16 protein-coding genes are annotated in these 18,865 nt (G+C 73.3%); 4 read left to right on the top strand and 12 right to left on the bottom strand.

What is annotated here, in order from left to right; translation table 11 throughout:
- Positions 1-3: 3 nt before the first annotated feature.
- From D1J60_RS22995 to D1J60_RS22965, 7 genes are all read right to left on the bottom strand, one after another.
- Positions 4-2,580: a SpoIIE family protein phosphatase gene (locus D1J60_RS22995; protein WP_241253373.1), complete on the bottom strand. Its 2,577-nt coding sequence runs from the start codon at positions 2,578-2,580 to the stop codon at positions 4-6.
- A gap of 224 nt (positions 2,581-2,804) precedes the next feature.
- Positions 2,805-3,233 carry an ATP-binding protein gene (locus tag D1J60_RS22990; protein ID WP_125598354.1) on the bottom strand — a complete coding sequence of 143 codons (429 nt, stop codon included), beginning with the start codon at positions 3,231-3,233 and terminating at the stop codon, positions 2,805-2,807.
- Between the two features lie 273 nt (positions 3,234-3,506).
- Positions 3,507-3,914: a (deoxy)nucleoside triphosphate pyrophosphohydrolase gene (locus D1J60_RS22985; protein WP_125822381.1), complete on the bottom strand. Its 408-nt coding sequence runs from the start codon at positions 3,912-3,914 to the stop codon at positions 3,507-3,509.
- Positions 3,915-3,946: 32 nt separating this feature from the next.
- A complete protein-coding gene (locus D1J60_RS22980; RefSeq protein ID WP_007266305.1) occupies positions 3,947-4,141 on the bottom strand; it encodes an SPOR domain-containing protein in 195 nt (64 codons plus the stop codon).
- A 298-nt stretch (positions 4,142-4,439) separates the two neighbouring features.
- On the bottom strand, positions 4,440-5,192 hold the full coding sequence (locus tag D1J60_RS22975) for a GntR family transcriptional regulator (protein WP_125822380.1): 753 nt from the start codon (positions 5,190-5,192) through the stop codon (positions 4,440-4,442).
- Positions 5,193-5,329: 137 nt separating this feature from the next.
- A complete protein-coding gene (locus D1J60_RS22970) occupies positions 5,330-6,496 on the bottom strand; it encodes a DUF4190 domain-containing protein (protein WP_125822379.1) in 1,167 nt (388 codons plus the stop codon).
- 180 nt (positions 6,497-6,676) lie between these two features.
- On the bottom strand, positions 6,677-8,251 hold the full coding sequence (locus D1J60_RS22965; RefSeq protein ID WP_125822378.1) for a S8 family peptidase: 1,575 nt from the start codon (positions 8,249-8,251) through the stop codon (positions 6,677-6,679).
- Positions 8,252-8,483: 232 nt separating this feature from the next.
- Here D1J60_RS22965 and D1J60_RS22960 point away from each other — a divergent pair, with 232 nt between their 5' ends.
- The 3 genes from D1J60_RS22960 to D1J60_RS22950 are packed head-to-tail and all read left to right on the top strand — an operon-like array spanning position 8,484 to position 11,480.
- A complete protein-coding gene (locus D1J60_RS22960) occupies positions 8,484-9,602 on the top strand; it encodes a pyridoxal-phosphate dependent enzyme (protein WP_125822377.1) in 1,119 nt (372 codons plus the stop codon).
- A gap of 58 nt (positions 9,603-9,660) precedes the next feature.
- A complete protein-coding gene (locus D1J60_RS22955; RefSeq protein WP_125822376.1) occupies positions 9,661-10,479 on the top strand; it encodes an isocitrate lyase/phosphoenolpyruvate mutase family protein in 819 nt (272 codons plus the stop codon).
- A gap of 56 nt (positions 10,480-10,535) precedes the next feature.
- Positions 10,536-11,480: an EamA family transporter gene (locus D1J60_RS22950; protein WP_125822375.1), complete on the top strand. Its 945-nt coding sequence runs from the start codon at positions 10,536-10,538 to the stop codon at positions 11,478-11,480.
- Positions 11,481-11,504: 24 nt separating this feature from the next.
- On the opposite strand, the gene D1J60_RS22945 is transcribed toward D1J60_RS22950, so the two are convergent.
- The 4 genes from D1J60_RS22945 to D1J60_RS22930 all read right to left on the bottom strand — a co-directional run bounded on the left by D1J60_RS22945 (position 11,505) and on the right by D1J60_RS22930 (position 15,313).
- Positions 11,505-12,296, bottom strand: a complete 792-nt coding sequence (locus tag D1J60_RS22945) for a trypsin-like peptidase domain-containing protein (RefSeq protein WP_164720949.1) — start codon at positions 12,294-12,296, stop codon at positions 11,505-11,507.
- Positions 12,293-13,378: an alpha/beta hydrolase-fold protein gene (locus D1J60_RS22940; RefSeq protein ID WP_125598332.1), complete on the bottom strand. Its 1,086-nt coding sequence runs from the start codon at positions 13,376-13,378 to the stop codon at positions 12,293-12,295. Before D1J60_RS22940 ends, D1J60_RS22945 begins: the two co-directional genes overlap by 4 nt.
- Positions 13,379-13,636: 258 nt before the next feature.
- A complete protein-coding gene (locus D1J60_RS22935; RefSeq protein WP_125822374.1) occupies positions 13,637-14,785 on the bottom strand; it encodes an alpha/beta hydrolase-fold protein in 1,149 nt (382 codons plus the stop codon).
- 90 nt (positions 14,786-14,875) lie between these two features.
- On the bottom strand, positions 14,876-15,313 hold the full coding sequence (locus D1J60_RS22930; RefSeq protein ID WP_185899500.1) for a MarR family transcriptional regulator: 438 nt from the start codon (positions 15,311-15,313) through the stop codon (positions 14,876-14,878).
- A 77-nt stretch (positions 15,314-15,390) separates the two neighbouring features.
- Here D1J60_RS22930 and D1J60_RS22925 point away from each other — a divergent pair, with 77 nt between their 5' ends.
- Complete coding sequence (locus D1J60_RS22925) at positions 15,391-16,383, top strand: SMP-30/gluconolactonase/LRE family protein (protein ID WP_125822373.1); 993 nt, start codon at positions 15,391-15,393, stop codon at positions 16,381-16,383.
- A 22-nt stretch (positions 16,384-16,405) separates the two neighbouring features.
- Here D1J60_RS22925 and D1J60_RS22920 read toward each other — a convergent pair whose 3' ends face one another.
- Entirely contained in the window at positions 16,406-18,796 is a 2,391-nt protein-coding gene (locus tag D1J60_RS22920) for a molybdopterin cofactor-binding domain-containing protein (RefSeq protein ID WP_125822372.1), read from the bottom strand.
- Positions 18,797-18,865 lie beyond the last annotated feature (69 nt).

Here is an 18,865-nt window from a genome sequence, read left to right as displayed (position 1 = left end):
CGCTCAGCCGTACATGTCCAGCAGTTGTTCCGCCGACAGTTCGGTGACCGCCTCTCCCGGTGCGCCGCCCGGCATCGGGAGCGGGAGCTCGAACCAGACGGTCTTGCCCCGGTGGGTGCGGCGGGTGCCCCAGCCGGCCGAGAGGAGGCCGACGAGCTGGAGGCCGCGGCCGCCCTCGTCGGTGTCCCGGGCGCGGCGGCGGCGGGGCTGGACGAGGTTGCCGTCCCAGACCTCGCACACCAGGGTCCGGTCCAGCAGCAGCCGGAGCCGGATCTCGCCCTCCCCGTACCGCAGGGCGTTGGTGACGAGTTCACTTACCAGCAGTTCCGTGGTGTCGAGGAGCCCCTCCAGGCCCCAGGCGGGCAGTTTGGCGCGGGCCAGTTCCCGGGCCCGGCCCACCGAGCGGGCCTCGCGGGGCAGCTGCCAGTCGCCGACGGCTCCGGCGGGCAGGCCCTGGACCCGTGCCATGAGCAGGGCGATGTCGTCCTCGCCGTGCCGGGTGTGGAGGGTGTTGAGGACGTGGTCGCAGACCTCCTCCAGGGGGCGGGACGGATCGGCGACCGCCCCGCGCAGGCCGCGCAGGCCCTCCTCCAGCGGGTGGTCGCGGGACTCGACCAGCCCGTCCGTGTAGAGGGCGAGCAGGGCGCCCTCGGGGAGTTCGACCTCGACCTCCTCGAAGGGTTCGCCGCCCACGCCGAGCGGCATTCCGGTCGGGATCTCCAGCAGCAGCCCGGGGCGGGGTTCGGCGCCGTCCTCGGGGGGTTCGACGAGGACGGGCGGCATGTGGCCGGCGTTGGCGATGGTGCAGCGCCGGGTGACGGGGTCGTAGACGGCGTAGACGCAGGTGGCGAGGTAGACCTCGGAGCGGTCGGCGTCGCGGGAGTGCAGGGCGGCGCGCGAGGCCTGCTGGGCGCCGCCGGGGGCGCCGAGGCCGCGGGCGACCTCGTCGAGGGCGGCGAGCACCTCGGCCGGTTCCAGGTCCAGCAGGGCGAGGGTGCGTACGGCGGTGCGCAGTTCGCCCATGGCGACGGCGGCGCGCAGGCCGCGGCCCATGACGTCGCCGACGACGAGGGCGGTGCGGTGCCCGGGCAGTTCGATGACGTCGAACCAGTCGCCGCCGACCTCGGTGGCGGCGTTGCCCGGCAGGTAGCGGCAGGCGATGTCGAGGCCGGCGGCCTCGGGGTCGCCGGGCGGGAGCAGGCTGCGCTGGAGGATCAGGGCGCGTTCGTGCTCGCGCCGGTAGAGGCGGGCGTTGTCGATGCAGACGGCGGCCCGTGCGGCAAGTTCCACGGCGACGGCCCGGTCGCGTTCGCCGAAGGGCTCGCTGCCCTTCGTACGGGAGAACTGGGCGAGGCCGACCACGGTGTCGTGGGCGACCATCGGGACGATCAGCGTGGACTGGACGAGGTCGTCGGGGCCGGCGGCGTCGACCAGCCGGGGGCGTGCGGTGCGCAGGACCCGCGCGCCGGGGGAGGCGGCGGGGTAGCGGTGGGTCTCGCCCACGGCGACCAGTGCGCCGGGCCCCGACAGGGGGGCGTCGGAGACGGCGGAGGCGAAGGCGACCCGGCGCAGTTTCGCGGAGGGGGCGCGGCGGGCGCCCTGGTCGGGGAGGGAGGGTACGCCGGGTCCCTGGGGGCGGGCGGGGCGGTCGTCGTCGCCGAGCAGCAGGCCCTGGTAGAGGTCGACGGCGGCCAGGTCGCAGAAGCCGGGGACGGTGACGTCGAGGAGTTCGCGGGCGGTGGTCTCCAGGTCGAGGGAGTTGCCGATGCGGTGCCCGGCCTCGTTGAGGAGGGCGAGGTTGCGGCGGACCCCGGCGGCCTCGCGGGCGGCGAGGTGGCGGCGGGTGACGTCGGTGCCGAGGCCGGCGACGCCGATGGGGCGGCCGGTGCCGTCGTGCACCCGGTAGAGGTTGATCGACCAGTGGCGGTCGTCGCGGCTGCGGGGGGTGGCGCCGGTGATCCGCAGGTCGGTGACGGACTCGCCGGTCTCCAGCACCCGGCGGAGGGCTTCGGCCATCCGGTCGGCCTCGTGGGGCGGCAGGTAGTCGTGGACGGTGCGGCCGCGGTGCTCCGCGACGGTGCCGCCGAAGACGGTCGCGAAGCGCCGGTTGGCGCGCTGCACGGTGAGGTCGGTGCCGAAGAGCAGGAAACCGAAGGGCGATTGGCCGAATATGGCCTGTGAGGCGGCGAGGTCGGATTCGATGCGGCGCAGCGCGCGCACGTCGACGACGACGCAGAGCGCGGCCCGCTCGGCGCTCGCGGTCTGGGTGGGCATCACATAGATCTCGGCCACGCCGTGGGCGCCGTCGCCGCCGGGGATGCGGAAGGGGACCAGGCCGGTCCACTCCTTGCCGTCGAGGATCTCGGCGACCTTGCGGTGGCCGCCCTCGCGCAGCTCGGGGGGCATGAAGGCCGCGACGGGGTCGCGGCCGACCGCCTGCGCCGCGCCGAGCCCGAAGAGTTCCTCGGCGCGCAGGCTCCACTGGTCGATGAGCCCGTCAGGGCCGATCGAGAAGGAGGCGACCTTTATGTAGTCGTATATCGAGCCAGGCGGACTGGTGTGCCACAGGGAGTCGTGCAAAGGCTCCCCGGGCACACGGGCCTGATGTGTCTGCGCAGGTATCTCGCTCACGCGACCGTCCCCTCCAGCTCACCGCAACCGGACCGGCCATGACCGAAGTATTCAGCACCACGGCCCCGTACGGCACGGCGTTCACGATCACAAAAGGGTCCCGTTGTTTTCCGGCCACGTCCGGTGGTCGTCCCAGACGGCGCCCGGGAGACCCACTGCCGCCCTTCTCCTTGTTACTCACCAGGAAGAGCCAACTCGAACCACACGGTTTTCCCCGTCTTCCCGTGCCGGGTCCCCCAGCGGCGCGCGGAGACGGCGACGAGGTGCAGGCCGCGACCGCCCTCGTCGTCGGGCCGGGCGATCCGCTCGCGGGGCGGATCCGGAAGCGGATCGGAGACCTCCACGAGGAGGGCCGGGCCGCCGGCCAGGTCCGGCGCGGCCGGATTGCGCCGTACCAGGCGGACCCCGATGGGGCCGGAGGCGTACCGCAGGGAGTTGGTGACCAGCTCGCTGACCAGCAGGACGGTCACGTCGCCGACGGAGTCCAGGCCCCAGGAGCGGAGGGTGCCGCGCACGGCGTGGCGTGCGGTGCGGACGGCACCGGGCTCGGCGGGGAAGGCCCACTCGGCGCATTCACCGTCTGTGTCGATCACGCCGATCACTTCCCGGGCCACCAGCGACCCCAGTCCGGTTCGTCGGTGACGAAAGGGGGGCGAGATAGGGACTAATAGCGACATACCCGATAATCAGGGCGCCGTACCACCCGATCCCCCACGCACCGGCGCACTGTGGCGCAGACGGCCTAGGGCGGGAGCCTCGCGCGCCCCGGTGCGCCCCGCCGTGCGACGCGGCGCCGGGCCCCGCCTCCTGCCGCGGCCGCCGGCCCGGCTCCCGGCCGGGGCCCACCGCGTCGTACCCGGGACCCGCCGCGACGCCTACCCCGCGTCCGCCACGGCACGCAGCCGGCGTCCGGCCTCCTCGACGAAGGGCCGGTCCTGGTCGAGCCAGTCCACCGCGTCCAGCTCGTGCGGGGCCAGCCAGCGCAGCTCGTCGTGGTCCTCCAGGGGCTCGGGCTCGCCCGCGACCAGCCGGGCCGTCCACACGTGCAGGACCAGGCCGGGCTTCAGCTGCCACTCCCCCGGGATCCGCTCCAGCGCCTCGGCCTCCACGCCGAGCTCCTCGCGCAGTTCGCGCACCAGCGCCTCGGGCACGGTCTCGCCCGGCTCGGCCTTGCCGCCGGGGAGCTCCCACCGGCCGGCCAGCTCGGGCGGCGCGCTGCGCCGGGCGGCCAGCAGGCGCCCGTCATGACAAAGGGCTCCGCCCACGACCACGCGTACAGTCATGGGCGGAGCCTATGCCAGCGCCTTCAGCCGATTCAGTTGGTGGTGGCGGTCTGGCTTTCCTGTCCGATCCGCTCGACCCAGTACAGCTGCTCGTGTCCGCGGTCGTCGAGGCTGTCGACGACCTTCTGGGCCTCGGCCCGGGTGGGGTAGCGACCCACCCGGTAGCGGTTGCCGTTGTCGTCCTGACGTATGACCAGCCATGGAAGCAGGGCACCGCTGTCGGTCATCGCGCTTCACCCTCCGCCGCTGTACCTGCCCAGGAAACCGCATTGCGCATATGCCCGAGCTTACGCCCGACCTTTACTGAGCGGATACGGTTTTTCACGAAGAGGTACCCGGGGGGCGTACGCATCCGGCCAGGGGTACGAGAGGGGCGTGCACGCCGGTCCGGACCCGGCGCACGGAGCGCGCCGACGGGTGGGCGACGTGGGAGGGCCCGGCGCTCCGCGCGGGCCCCACTCGAACATGGGTCCGGGGCGCGCCCCGGACCCTTGCGAAACGACCGAAAACCCCGCGCGGGCGGTGTTACCGGACAGGCAGGTGGTACGAGAGGCGGTAGCGGTCCGCCGGCACGACCACGTCCGCGGTCTCCACGGCGCGGCCCGACGCGAAGTACGTGCGGCTCACCACCAGCACCACGTGCCCCGGGACCCCGCCCAGCGTCATGAGCTCCTCGGCCAGGCCCGGCCGGGCCCCGACCTCCTCCACCACGTTGTCCACGACCACGTCGATGGCGGCCATCCGGTCCACCACCCCCGAACCGCCCAGCGGCCCCTCCTCCGGCAGCATCACCGGGGTCCGGCCGGTCACGGCCAGGGGCTCCCAGGAGGTGGAGATCATCATGGCCTCCCCCGCGTCGCGGAAGACGTACCGGGTGCGCATGACGCGGTCGCCCGGCTCGATGCCGAGGCGCTCGGCGATCCGGTCCGGCGCGGCCGCCTGCTCGCTGCTGGACTCCCACGTGCCGCGCGCGCCCGCCTCCGCCTGCTCCTGGCGGAACGGCGTCGACGCCCCGGCCGAGCGGTAGCCGGAGCGGGCGACCCTGCGGGGCACGGGCTGCTCGCGCACGTACGTACCGGATCCGGAGCGGCCCTCCACCAGCCCCTCGGCCATGAGGACCTTGCGCGCCTCCAGCGCCACGGTGTCGGAGACCCCGTACTCCTCGCGGATCCGGGCCTGGGAAGGGAGCCGGGCGTGCGGGGGCAGGGAGCCATCGACGATCTTCCGTCGCAGATCCCCGGCCACGCGGAGATAGGCCGGCTGCTCACCGAAAGTCACGAGCCACTCCCATCAGGTTGACAGACAGCTACACCCTGGCAACCGACGGTTGAGCAGCGCAAGCACGGGCCAGAGTTTCACTCGATGTGATGAACCCAGGTCACTCAAACCCGTTACCGCGCGTTACCCAGAGGACCTCAGACGGACTCCGACGAGGGCCACCGCCCCGACCCCGTCCCCGGCCCGTCCGGACCCGGCTGCAGCCACTGCGGAACCCGCGTGGAGAGCCCGTACGCCCCGCGCAGCGTCTTCTCCGCGTCCACCGACAGGGCCGCCAGCGCCGCGTCCCACGCCCGCTGGAAGTCGCCCGGCCGGGCCGCCCGCGCCGCCCGCTGCCACTCCTTGCGCGCCGCCGCGACCTCCCGGAGCCGGGCGCTCGCCGCCGGTCCGGTGTCCTGGCGCGAGGTGACGTCCTGGAGCATCCGCTCCTGCGCCGCCAGCGCCTCGTCCACGCTCCGCGCCCACTTCTGGTGCTCGGGCAGCGCCTCGTCGAGCTCCCGGTCCGGGACGCGACCCAGCGCCTGGTCCACGCCGTTCAGCGCGCTCAGCAGGGTCACCTGGTCCGGCGTCAGCATGCCCGCATCCTTGCGCAGACTGCCCTTGTGCTCCTCGGTCGACGTGCCAATGAGGCACAGGAGCCGCCGGTCGCCGTTCTGCCAGCTGTCCGGCGAGGGGGTGAAGTAGAACATCTCCGCGTACCCGGGCAGCGCCCACGAGTCCATCGCGTACGCGTCCTGCGCCTTCCAGCAGACGTCCGTGGCGTTGTCCTTCAGCCACCCCTTGCCGGGATAGGGGTTCTGCCCGATCGCCGTCGTGGCGGTCACCTCGGCGTCGTGCACCCGGTCGCAGCCGATCCGGTAGGTGAAGCGGGCGTCGTCCAGCAGGTCACCGCCGGGGACGTTGAAGCAGTCGCCCACGCGCAGCTCGTCCATCCCCGTCAGCTGGCCCTCGACCTGCTCCGCGTACCGCGCCCCGCCCAGCGCGCCGGTGAAGTGCCCCGCGTACCGGGTGAGGCCGGCGACCAGGACGGCCGTCGTCAGCAGCGAGACCACCAGGCCCGCGACGGCCAGGGCGCGGCCCCGCTCCCCCTTGCGCGCGATCTGCACCAGCGCCACGACCGCGAAGACGATCCCGAGCGGCGGGAAGCACAGCAGCCCGACCAGCAGCGAAGCCAGGGCGAACCCGTTGAGCGCGGGCGGGTGCCCGTACGCGGACGGCGGCGGCCCCCACACCGGTGGCGGCGACGGCGGCGGCCAGGAGTGGCCCGGGCCGGCGGGGGGATGCTGCGGGGGCGGGGTGGTCACCGGGCGAGTGCTCCATCAGGGGCGGCGCGAACGAATGCGCGAAATAGTACGCAGCGGGGGTGACCGACTGGTCGGTCACCCCCGCGTTCATCGCGCGATCCAGCCTGTTATCGCGCCCCTCGCCACCCGGTCGCCCGGGCGGAGGAGTTCATCGCCGTGCCCGGCGCCGGGCGCCCGGTGTCAGAACTGCAGCGCCCAGGCGTCGATCTTGCCGGTGTCGGCGCCGGCGTTGTCGTTCACCCGCAGCTTCCACACCCCGTTGGCCACCTCGGACGAGGCGTTGACCGTGTAGGAGCGGATGATGTTGTCGGCGCTGCCGCCGCTGCGGTTGTGCAGGTTGTACACCGAGCCGTCGGGGGCGACGAGGTCGACCTTCAGGTCACCGATGTAGGTGTGCTTGATGTCGACCGAGACGCTCAGCGCGGCCGGGGCGTTGCCGGAGATCCCGCTGACGGTGACCGGCGACTCGACGGTGGCGTTGTCGTTGATCGCGTAGTCGGCGGTGTTCTCGAACTTGGTGCCCGGGTTCGGCGGGGTGGTGCTCGCGCCCACGTTCAGCAGGCGGTTGGGGGATCCGGTGCCGGGGCTGGTCACCACGTTCGGGGTGGCCGCCGCGACGAGGCCGTCGCGGACCTGCGCCGGGGTGCTCGCCGGGTTCTGCGAGAGGTAGAGGGCCGCCGCGCCGACGACGTGCGGGGTGGCCATCGAGGTGCCCGAGATGGTGTTCGTCGCGGTGTCCCCGGTGCCCCAGGCGGAGGTGATGGAGGAGCCCGGCGCGAAGATGTCCAGGATGGAGCCGTAGTTGGAGAAGCTGGACTTCGCGTCGGTGTTGGTGGTCGAGCCGACGGTGATGGCCTCGGCCACGCGCGCCGGGGACTTGGTGGAGGCGTCGGTGGACTCGTTGCCGGCCGCGACGCCGTAGGTGATGCCGGCGGCTATGGAGTTGCGCACGGCGGTGTCGAGCGCGGAGTCCGCGCCGCCGCCGAGCGACATGTTGGCCACGGCCGGCTTGACGGCGTTGCGGGTGACCCAGTCGATGCCGGCGACCACCTGGGCCGTCGTGCCGGAGCCGTTGTTGTCGAGGACGCGGACGCCGACGATCTTCGCCTTCTTGGCGACGCCGTACGCGCCTCCGGCGACGGTGCCGGCGACGTGCGTGCCGTGGCCGTGGCCGTCCTGGGCGGTGTTGTCGTTGTCGACGGCGTCGTAGCCGTAGGAGGCGCGGCCGCCGAAGTCCTGGTGGGTGATGCGGACGCCGGTGTCGATGATGTAGGCGGTGACGCCCTCGCCGGCCTTGTCGGGGTAGGTGTAGCTCTGGTCCAGCGGGAGGGCCCGCTGGTCGAGGCGGTCCAGGCCCCAGGACGGCGGGTTGGGCTGGGTGGCGTCGACGGTGAAGGTGCGGTTCTGCACGACCGACGCCACCGCCGGGTCGGCGGCGAGCTTCCTGGCCTGCGCCTCGGAGACCTCGACGGAGTAGCCGTTGAGGGCCGCGCTGTAGGTCCGGTCGATCTTCGCGCCGTACCGCTTGGCGACGGCCTTGCCGCTGTCCGCGGTGGAGCGGGCCGCGGAGTCCTTCAGGGTCACGATGTAGCTGCCGGGGACGGCCCCGGCGACGCCGGCGTTCTCGATGACGCCCTGCGGGGCGCCGTCGGCCGCGGTGGCGGGCAGGGCGGCGGCCGCGCCGAGCGCGAGGGCTGCGACGGCGGTCGCGCTGACGGCGGCGATCCTCCGGCGGGTGTGACGCTTCACGGACATGTGGGGGGTCCTCCTCTTGGGGGTGGGCCTGCGGGTGCCGTGCGACGGTGCGCGGACACGCGGAAGAACTCGCTTTAGGCATGTCCATGACAACGAATCCCGTCCCAACGGGCCGTCGTCCCCGAAAGGTTGGCCCACCCCTCCGCCATCCCACAAGAGCCGGGCGGACGCACCACGGACGCGTAACATCCGTGCCATACGACGGCCATGAACGAGCAAAGGTGCTCCGCACATGACTCACGCACTTCCCGGTTACGTCTGCCCCGAGGACGGCACGCACGCGGACGTGCGGACCGCGCCCTGGTGCTGCCCCCTGTGCGGCGGCCCCTGGGACCTCGACTTCACACCCGATCCGGCCATCCCCCTCGAACCGGCGGCGGGACCCCCCTCGCTGTGGCGGTACGCGCCCGCGCTGCCCCTGCCGGGGGCGTTCTCGGTCTCGCTGTCGGAGGGGTACACCCCGCTGGTGCCGCTGTCGGAGCGGATTCACGCCAAGCTCGACTTCCTGATGCCGACGCTGTCCTTCAAGGACCGGGGCGCGGTCATGCTCGCCGAACTGGCGCGCCGGCTCGCCCCGGAGCGGGTGGTCGCCGACAGCAGCGGCAACGCGGGGACGTCCGTGGCGGCGTACTGCGCGCGGGCCGGGCTCAGTTGTGAAGTTTTCGTGCCGGAGGGCACTTCGGAGAAGAAGACCGAGCAGATGCGGGCCCACGGGGCCGTCGTACGCGTCGTCGCGGGCGGCCGCGAGGCCACGGCGCGGGCCGCGCGGGCGGCGGCGGACGAGCCGGGGGTGTTCTACGCCAGCCACGTCTTCAACCCGTACTTCCTGCACGGCACCAAGACGTACGTCTACGAGATCTGGGAGGCCCTCGGCGGCCGGCTGCCGGAGGCGCTGGTCGTGCCGGTGGGCAACGGCACCCTGCTGCTCGGCGCGGCCCTGGCGGTGGAGGAGCTGGCCGCCCGGCACGGCGCGACGCCGCCCGCCCTGATCGCGGTCCAGGCGGAGGCCGTGTCCCCGCTGGCGGCCGCCTTCGCGGCGGGCGCGGAGGACGCCGCCCCGGTGCCGCAGCTGCCGACGGCGGCGGAGGGCATCGCGATCCCGGCCCCGCCCCGGGCCCGGCAGATCCTGGCGGCGGTCCGCAAGTCCGGGGGCACCTTCGTGACGGTCCCGGACGACCGGCTCCGCGAGGCGCAGCGGGACCTGGCGCGCCGCGGCCTGTTCGTGGAGCCGACGGCGGCGGCCTGCTGGGCGGCGGTCGCCCCCACCGCCCCCGGCAACCCCCTGGGCGGCCGCAGAGCGGTCGTCCCCCTGTGCGGCGCGGGCGCCAAGACGGGCCTGGCCGCCGACTGAGGGGTCCGCGTCGGAAAACCGCCAGCCGTCGGGTGGGTAGGTCTGGTCAACTGGGGCCATGACCACCCACCTTGACCGCGCAGCCCAGGCCGCCGCCTTCACCTCGCTGCACACCCCCGCCGCTCCCCTCGCACTCGCCAACGCCTGGGACGTCGCCAGTGCGCGGCTCGTCGAGGCCGCCGGGGCGGCGGCCGTCGCCACCACCAGTGCCGGGGTCGCCTGGTCGCTCGGGGCGCCCGACGGGGACGCCCTCGCGCGGGACCGGGCGCTGGAGCTGATCGCGCGGGTGGCCTCGGCCGTCTCCGTGCCCGTCACCGCCGACATCGAGGGCGGGTTCGCCGCCGACGCCGCCGGGGTCGGGGAGACCGTCACCGGGGTGCTGGCCGCCGGCGCGGTCGGCATCAACATCGAGGACGGCCGCCGCGCCCCGGCCGAGCACGCGGAGCGGCTCGCCGCGGCCCGGGCCGCCGCCGACGCGGCCGGGGTGCCGCTGTACGTCAACGCCCGGGTGGACACGTACCTCTTCGGCCTCGGCGAGAGCTCCACCCGGCTCGACGAGACCCTGTCCCGCGCCGCCGCCTACCTCGCCGCCGGCGCCAGCGGCGTCTTCGTGCCCGGGGTCACCGATCCGGCCACCGTCGCCGAGCTCGCCCGGGGGATCGACGGGCCGCTGAACGTCCTCGTCGGCCCGGACGCGCCGTCCGTGGCCGAGCTGGGCACCCTCGGGGTGGCCCGCGTCAGCCTCGGCTCCTGGGTGGCGGAGGCCGCGTACGCCGTGGTCCGCCGCGCCACCGAGGAACTGCTGGCCGGCGGCACGTACGGCTCCCTCGCGGGGGCACTGCCGTACGGCGAGCTGAACGCCCTGCTCAAGGGGTGAGAGGGGGCTGGGACATCCAGAAGCGTGTATCCGGCACCGACCGTAGGATCCGGGCCATGGGCACCTCGACACCGACCGACGGCAAAGACGCGGACGCGGACGCGGGCCGCCGCACAACCACCGGGGCCGTGTGGTTCGCGCTCGCGCTCGTGTACGTGGTCTGGGGATCGACCTACCTCGGCATCCGGATCGCCGTCCAGACCATGCCGCCCTTCCTGTCCGCCGGGGCCCGCTTCGTCACCGCCGGTCTGGTGCTGGCCGGCGTCGTCGCCTGGCGGTACGGGCCCCGCGCGCTCAGGATCACGGCCGCGCAGGCCCGCTCCCTGGTGCTGGTCGGGCTGCTGCTGATCCTGGGCGGCAACGGCCTGGTGGTGCTGGCCGAGACCTCCGTCCCGTCCGGGCTGGCCGCGCTGCTGGTCGCGTCGGTGCCGATGTGGGTGGTGGTGCTGCGGGCGGCCACCGGGGACCGGCCGCCGCTGTGGACCCTGGCGGGGGTGCTGGTGGGCCTGGCCGGGCTGGCCGTGCTGACCAGCCCGGGGCTGAGCGGGGAGGTCCACCTGGGCGGGGTGCTGCTGGTGCTGGGCGCCGCGCTGCTGTGGTCGCTGGGCTCGTTCTCGGCCGGGCGGCTGCCGCTGCCGGACAACCCCTTCACCGGCTCCGCGTACCAGATGCTGGCGGGCGGGGCCGCCGGTGTGGTGGTGGGGCTGCTGCGCGGGGAGCATCACGGCCTGGACCCCGGCGCCTTCTCCGCCTCCTCGTGGGTGGCCCTGGGTTACCTCGTGCTGATCGGCTCGGTCGTCGGTTTCACGGCGTACGCGTGGCTGCTCCGGGCGGCGCCGCTGTCGCTGGTGGCCACGTACGCGTACGTCAATCCGGTGGTGGCCGTCGCGCTGGGCGCGCTGGTCCTGGACGAGCCGCTGACCCCGCCGATCGTGCTCGGCGGCGCGATCGTGGTGGCGGCGGTCGGCGTGGTCGTCGGCACCGAGCGCCGGAAGGAGTAGCCCGGTCCCGGACCTCGCGGCCGTTCAGCCCCGTGCGGCCCGCTCGTAGAGGGCCTTGGCCTTCTCGTCGTACAGCGCGGCCGTGGAGTCCACGTCCGTGTCCCCGCCGCTGAGCACCCCGATCAGCCGGCCCGGCTGCCCGGTGCCGCCGCGGTCGGCGATCCAGGGGCTGCCGCTGGTGCCGGTCCAGAAGCCCGAGCAGCTGATGTACAGCAGGTCGGGGTCGTCCACGTCGTGGCGGGTCTGGGTGGTGCAGGACACGGGCTTGTTCTGCGGGTTGTGCTCGGACTCCGGGTAGCCGATGACGGTGACCTCGCGCTCGTACCCGGAGGTCCAGTCGGGCGCGGGCGCCTCGCTCCTGCCGCCGACGGCGTCCTGCACGCTGCGGCCGTCCTCGTCGGGCTCGATGGTGAGGAAGGCGAAGTCGGCGGTGTCCTCGCCCCACTTCGTCCAGCGTTCGTCGACGTGGATCGAGCGGACCTTCCACACGCCGAGGGGCTGGGTGCCCGAGCCCTCTCCGGAGAAGGCGGGCGCGAAGGAGAGCTCGCCGATGGCGAGGCCGTCGTGGGCGACCTCGCCGGGCACGCCGTCCTCGCCCGCCGGGGCCACGCAGTGCGCGGCGGTCGCGACGACGTTGCCCTTGGGGCTGTCGACCACGCTCGCCGTGCACCAGTGCTCCCCGTTGGCCATGAGCACGCCGACGGTCGGGAAGGGGTGCACCGGCCGGTCGCCGGGCGCCTCCAGGAACGCGACGGCGCACACCATCGCGATCCCCGCGGCGACGGCGGCCGTCATCCCCTTCACCGTCGGGCTCATCGCACGGCGGGATCGGGTGTCGGTCCCTGCATCACCTTGCTGATCCACTCCAGGGAACCCTCCCTCATTCCTCGTACGTACGACTTTCCGTTGTGCTCACCATCCTGGATCACCTGGAGCCGGGTGTGCACGGGGCCCCTGCCGTACTCGCGCATGAACCGCTCGGCCAGGTCGCGGCCGCTCTCCTTGGTGCCGATCTGGAAGTTGATCCAGACGTCCGGACCACCCTCCTCGATCAGCTTCTCGGCGAGCTTCTCGGGGTTGTTCTCGTCCATGGCCTGCCGGTTCCCCTTCCACAGCGGGGAGTCGGGGACGAAGTCGACGCCGCTGGCGATCACCGCCTTGAAGCGCTCGGGGTACTTCAGGACGTGCTTGAAGGCGCCGAAACCGCCCGAGGAGGAGCCCATGAAGGCCCAGCCGTCGCGGGAGGTGAAGGTGCGGAAATTGGCCTTCGTGAAATCGGGGATGTCATCGGCCATCCAGGTGCCCATCTTCGGCTGGCCGGGGATGTCCGATCCGTCGAAGTGGTGCTTGGTGTCCGCGTTGATCACCGGCATGACGAGGATGAAGGGCAGGCTGGTGCCCGCCTTGACGCCGTCGATCACGGCCTGCTGGAGCCCGAGGCCGGGACCGGTGCCCCAGTAGTTCTTGGGGTAGCCGCGCCCGCCGGGCAGGGAGATCAGCACGGGGAAGGCGCTCTTGGCGTACCTCGGTTCGTCGTACTCCTTGGGCACCCACACCCACACGTCGCCCGTGAAGCCGGACTTCTGGCCGGTCAGGGTGGTCATCGCGATCTGCGTGCCGTCCGGCAGCCGGCTCGTGCGGGTGAACTCGGCCTTGGGGCCGGTGGGCATCTGCACCCCCGGGCGGATGTCCTCGGCGGTGGCCGACTCCTGGATCTTTCCGAAGGAGACCGGATCCCCTATGTCCGAGAAGAGGCCCGCCTTGTACGCCGCGCCGCCCCCGGCGGCGAGGGCGAGCGCGAGTCCGCCGCCGATCAGGATCTGGCGCCTGCGGGGGCGCCGGGGGCGACGGCCGCCCTTGGTCGTGGGGCCGCCGTCGCCTTGGTGGTCATACTGCACGGATTTGTTCCCGTTCCTTCTCCGGCGCCCTGGTTGGGCGCGGGTCGGACCGATTGGTCCCCCTTGACACCTGTACAGAGGTGTGAACGACCGTATGGGTTGCCTGGGACCGGGGCGACGTGGTGAGGGCCACGTGGCGCAGTCCGGCGACGGGTCGGGGGCGGGTCCTGTCTGCGGGAACGGGGACTTTCGAACGTACGGGGCAACGGTCGGCCGGCCGGGCGGCGGGCCGCGGCCGGGGGGGGCAGCCGGCCGCGGTCAGCCGGCCTCGGTCCTGGGGCCCTTCAGCACCTTGCTGATCCACTCCAGCGAGCCCTCCTTCATGCCGCGCACGTAGTGCCAGCCGTTGTGCTCGCCGTTCTGGATGTCGCGGATGGTGGTCTTGACCGGGCCCTTCCCGTACTGCTGCACGAACTGCGCCATCCGGTCCCTGCCGGACTCCTTCGTGCCGACCTGGAAGTTGATGTAGACGTCCGGGCCGCCGCCGGCGATCAGCTTCTCGGCGAGCTTCTCCGGGTTGTTGGCGTCCATCTCGGCCTGGTGGCCCTTCCAGAGCGGGGAGTCGGGGGTGATCTCGCCGCCGCTGGCGATCACGGCCTTGAACTTGTCCGGGTGCTGGAGGAGCGTCTTCATGCCGACGAAGGCGCCCGAGGAGGAGCCCATGAAGGCCCAGCCGTCGCGGGACGCGTACGTGCGGAAGTTGGCGCGGGCGAAGTCGGGGACGTCCTCGGCGATCCAGGTGCCCATCCTGGGCCGGCCGGGTATGTCGGCGCCGTCGTAGTAGTACTTGTTGTCGGGGTTGAGCACGGGCATGACCAGGACGAAGGGCAGGCTGGTGCCGGCCCGGACGCCCTCGGACACGGCCTTCTGGAGGCCGAGGCTGCGGTCGGCCCAGTAGTTGTCGGGGAAGCCGTTGCCGCCGGGGAGGGCTATGAGGACCGGGAAGGCGCTCTTGGCGTACTTCGGGTCCTCGTACTCCTTGGGGGTCCAGACCCAGACGTCGCCCTCGAACCCGGACTTGGCCCCGGCCACGCGGGTCCTGGCGATGACCGTGCCGTCGTCGAGCCTGGCGGTCTGGCGGAAGTCGGACCTCGGTCCGGCCGGCAGCCGCACGTCGGGGTCGCCGCTGGGCGTGGGCGCCGCGGAGGGCTCCGCCCGCTTCGCACCCGGATGGTCGGGGGCCGGGGCCGAGGGGGCCGAAGCCGAGGGGGCCGGGGCGGGGCCGGCGAAGTCGGCGGCCCGGCCGTCGCCGGAGGTCCAGCCCTTCTCGTGGGCGGCGAAACCGCCCGCACCGAGCAGGACTGCGCCGACGACGCCCACGCCGGTCCACGTCGCGCGCCGGGACCTCCTGCGGCCCTGCCCCGGCTCGGGCGTACGGCCGGACGACTGCTGCGGGTGATCATGCACGGACTTCGCTCCGAACGGTCGGGCCCGCCCCGGGCGGGGCGGGGCGGGTGGACGTCCCCCTCCTGCTGACGCTCGGATCCCGCGGGCGGTTCACCTCAGGGTGTCGAGCACCTCGGCGCACCGCCCCAGCAGCTCGATGAGCTGCGTCCGCTCCTCGTCCGTGAGGGCGGCGGCGAGGGCGGTCTCGACGCGGACGGCCCCGGTGTCGGCCAGCTCCATCGCGGCGCGGCCCGCCGGCGTGAGCCGGGTCTCCAGCACGTTGCGGTGCCACTCGTGGGGGGTCCGCTCGATGAGGCCGCGCTCGTGGAGGTTCTTCAGGACGGTGTTCATGGTGGGGGGCGTCACCCCGCAGAGCCGGGCGAGGGCGGCCGCCGAGATGCCCGGCTTCTCGGCGAGCCAGAGCAGGGCGGCGTACTGCGGAACCGTTACTGCCGCCGGCTTGCACGCGGCGTTCTTCGCCGCGAGGAGCGCCTGCTCGGCGCGTTTGATGTGCGCGCCGATGCGTTCCTCGGGAGGCATGGAGGTCATTGCGGCATCCTACGACCCTTGCCAGGCATTAGAACTCTAACTACTCTACGAGCACGCTGATCAAGAAGGGCTCTTCCATGCGCATGCTCTCTCACACCCTCACCACCGCGGCGGCCGTCACCCTGGCCGCGGCCCTGACCACGGGCGCCGCCCCCGCGCCCGTGCCCTCCGCCTCCTCCGCCTCCTCCGTCGGAACGGCGTTCACCCTCCCCGGCTCGAAGGTCTACCCGGAAGGCATAGCCTCCGACCCCCGCACCGGCACGGTGTACGTCGGCTCGTACGCGGACGGCACGGTGTACCGCGCCCGCCCGGGGGCCCGTACCGCCGAGGTGTTCCTCCCCTCCGGCACCGACGGCCGGCGCACGGCGAACGGGCTGCGCGTCGACGCGCGGGGCCGCCTGTGGGTCACGGACTCCACGGCCGGGGTGTCCGTGTACGACACGGCGACGGGCGCGCGCCTGGCCCGCTTCGAGGTGGACCCCGCCGTCCCGCACTTCGTCAACGACCTGGTCGTCACCCCGGACGGCACCGCCTACCTGACGGACAGCGTCCGCGCGGTGGTCTACCGGGTCACCCCCGCGCAGCTGCGCGCCGGCTCCGGCCCGCTGGAGGTGGCGTACGACCTGGGCCGGCACATCACCCCGCCGCCGCCCGGCCGCTTCACGCTCAACGGCATCACCGCCGACCGGGACGGCCGCTACCTGCTGACCGTCGACATGACCGCGGGCGAACTCCACCGCGTCGACCTGCGCACCGGCGCCCTGAGCCGGGTCGCCCTGACGGGCGGCGACCTCAAGGCCGCCGACGGCATCCAGCTCTCCCCCACCGGCACCCTCCGGGCGGTCCACAACGTCACCAACACCCTGACCCGCTGGCAGCTCACCCCCGACGGCACCCGCGCCCGCCTGACCCGCACCCTCACGGACCCGTCGCTCCAGATCCCCACCACCTTGTCCCACACCCCGGGCCGCACCCTGGTGGTCCGCTCCCAGTTCGACAAGGGCGGCCCCCTCACCCCCTCGACGGGCACCCCCACCACGTTCTCGGTGGCCGCGGTCCGGGGCCTGTGACGCACGACGGCGGTCGGCCCGGTCAGAGCCCGGTCAGGTGTTCCGGGCGGACCGGGGTCCTGTCGAGCTCCAGCCCCGTGGCGTTGCGGATGGCCGCCAGGACCGCCGGGGTGGAGGACAGGGTCGGCGCCTCGCCGATGCCGCGGACGCCGTACGGGGCCTCGGGGTCGGCCAGTTCGAGGTAGTCGACCGGGATCGTCGGGGTGTCCAGGATCGTCGGGAGCAGGTAGTCCGTGAAGGAGGGGTTGCGCACCTTCGCGGTCTTCGGGTCCACGATGATCTCCTCCATCACGGCGACGCCCAGCCCCTGGACGGTGCCGCCCTGGATCTGGCCGATGACGGACAGCGGGTTGAGGGCCTTGCCCACGTCCTGGGCGACCGCCAGCTCCACGACCTTGACCAGGCCGAGCTCGGTGTCCACCTCCACCACGGCCCGGTGCGCGGCGAAGGCGTACTGCACGTGCCCCTTGCCCTGGCCGGTGACCCGGTCGAAGGGCTCGGTGGGGAAGTGCCGCCACTCCGCCTCGACCTCGACGGCCTCGTCCTCCAGGATGTCGGCCAGGGCCGCGAGGACCTCCCCGCCCGCGGTGACCACCTTGCCGCCCTCCAGCAGCAGCCCGTCGGACGCCCACGCCGGCTGCCGCGCGCCGAACTTGCGCCGGCCGATCTCCAGGACCTTCTCCCGGACGAGCTCGCAGGAGTTCTTCACCGACCCGCCGGTCATGTACGTCTGGCGGCCCGCGGAGGTCGAACCCGCCGAGCCCACCTGGGTGTCGGCGGGGTGGATGGTGACCTGCTGCACGCCGAGTTCGGTACGGGCGATCTGCGCGTGGATGGTGACACCGCCCTGGCCGACCTCCGCCATGGCCGTGTGGACCATCGCGACGGGCTCGCCGCCCACGACCTCCAGCCGCACCCTGGCCGTCGAGTAGTCGTCGAACCCCTCCGAGAAGGCGACGTTCTTGATGCCGACCGCGTAGCCGACGCCGCGGACGACGCCCTCGCCGTGCGTGGTGTTCGACAGGCCGCCCGGCAGCGCGCGCAGGTCGGCCGGGCCGCCGGCGGTCTCCCACTGGCGCAGGGGCGGCAGCGGGCGCTCCTTGACCATGCGCAGCAGTTCGGCGACCGGGGCGGGGTGGTGCACGACCTGCCCGGTGGGCATGACCGTGCCCTGCTCCATCGCGTTGAGCTGGCGGAACTTCACGGGGTCCATGCCCAGTTCGGCGGCGAGCTTGTCCATCTGGGCCTCGTACGCGAAGCAGGCCTGGACGGCGCCGAAGCCGCGCATCGCGCCGCAGGGCGGGTTGTTGGTGTAGAGGCCGACGGCCAGGATGTCGACGTCGTCGATGACGTACGGGCCCGCCGAGAGGGACGCGGCGTTGCCGACGACCGAGGCCGTGGAGGAGGCGTACGCGCCGCCGTCGAGGACGATCCTGCAGCGCATGTGCGTCAGCTTGCCGTCGCGCGTGGCGCCGTGCTCGTAGTACAGCTTCGCCGGGTGGCGGTGGACGTGGCCGAAGAAGGACTCGAAGCGGTTGTAGACCATCTTCACCGGCTTGCCCGTGCGCAGCGCGAGCACGGAGGCGAGGATCTGCATGGAGATGTCCTCGCGGCCGCCGAACGCGCCGCCGACGCCGGCCATCGTCATCCGGACCTTCTCCTCGGGCAGGCCGAGGACGGGCGCGATCTGCTTGAGGTCCGAGTGCAGCCACTGGGTGGCGACGTAGAGGTCGACCCCGCCGTCCTCGGAGGGGACGGCGAGGCCGGACTCGGGGCCGAGGAAGGCCTGGTCCTGCATGCCGAAGGTGTACTCGCCGGTGACGATGACGTCGGCCCGCGCGGCGGCCGCGTCGGCGTCGCCGCGGACGATCGGCTGGTGGTGGACGACGTTGGGGTGCGGGACGTGTGCCGCGTGGTGGTCGTCGCGGTTCTCGTGGACGAGCACGGCGTCCGGGGCGAGCGCGGAGGCCTCGTCGGTGACGAGCGGCAGCTCCCGGTACTCGATCCTGATCTTCGCGGCGGCGCGGCGGGCGGTCTCGGGGTGGTCGGCGGCGACCAGGGCGACCGGCTCGCCGTGGTGGCGGACCTTGCCGTGGGCGAGGACCGGGGTGTCCTGGAACTCCATGCCGTAGTACTTCACCGGGGCCGGGAGGTCGTCGTACGTCATGACCGCGTGGACGCCGGGCACGGCCAGGGCCTCGGCGACGTCGACGGAGACGATCTCGGCGTGTGCGACCGTGGAGCGCAGGGTCTGGCCCCACAGCATGTCCTCGTGCCACATGTCCGAGGAGTACGCGAACTCGCCGGTCACCTTCAGGGTGCCGTCCGGGCGCAGCGTCGACTCGCCGATGCCGCCCCTGGTCCGGGAGCCCTGGGTGACGTTGGTGGGGATACCGCTGGTGGTGCCGGCCATGTTCGGACCGCCTCTCTCTGCGTGACGTACCGCGCCGTTACCGCGACCCCCGTGCGCGGCATCCGGCTC

It is taken from the genome of Streptomyces sp. W1SF4, assembly GCF_003950035.1.
Classification (GTDB): domain Bacteria; phylum Actinomycetota; class Actinomycetes; order Streptomycetales; family Streptomycetaceae; genus Streptomyces; species Streptomyces racemochromogenes.
This window is presented reverse-complemented; position numbering and strand designations above follow the sequence as displayed.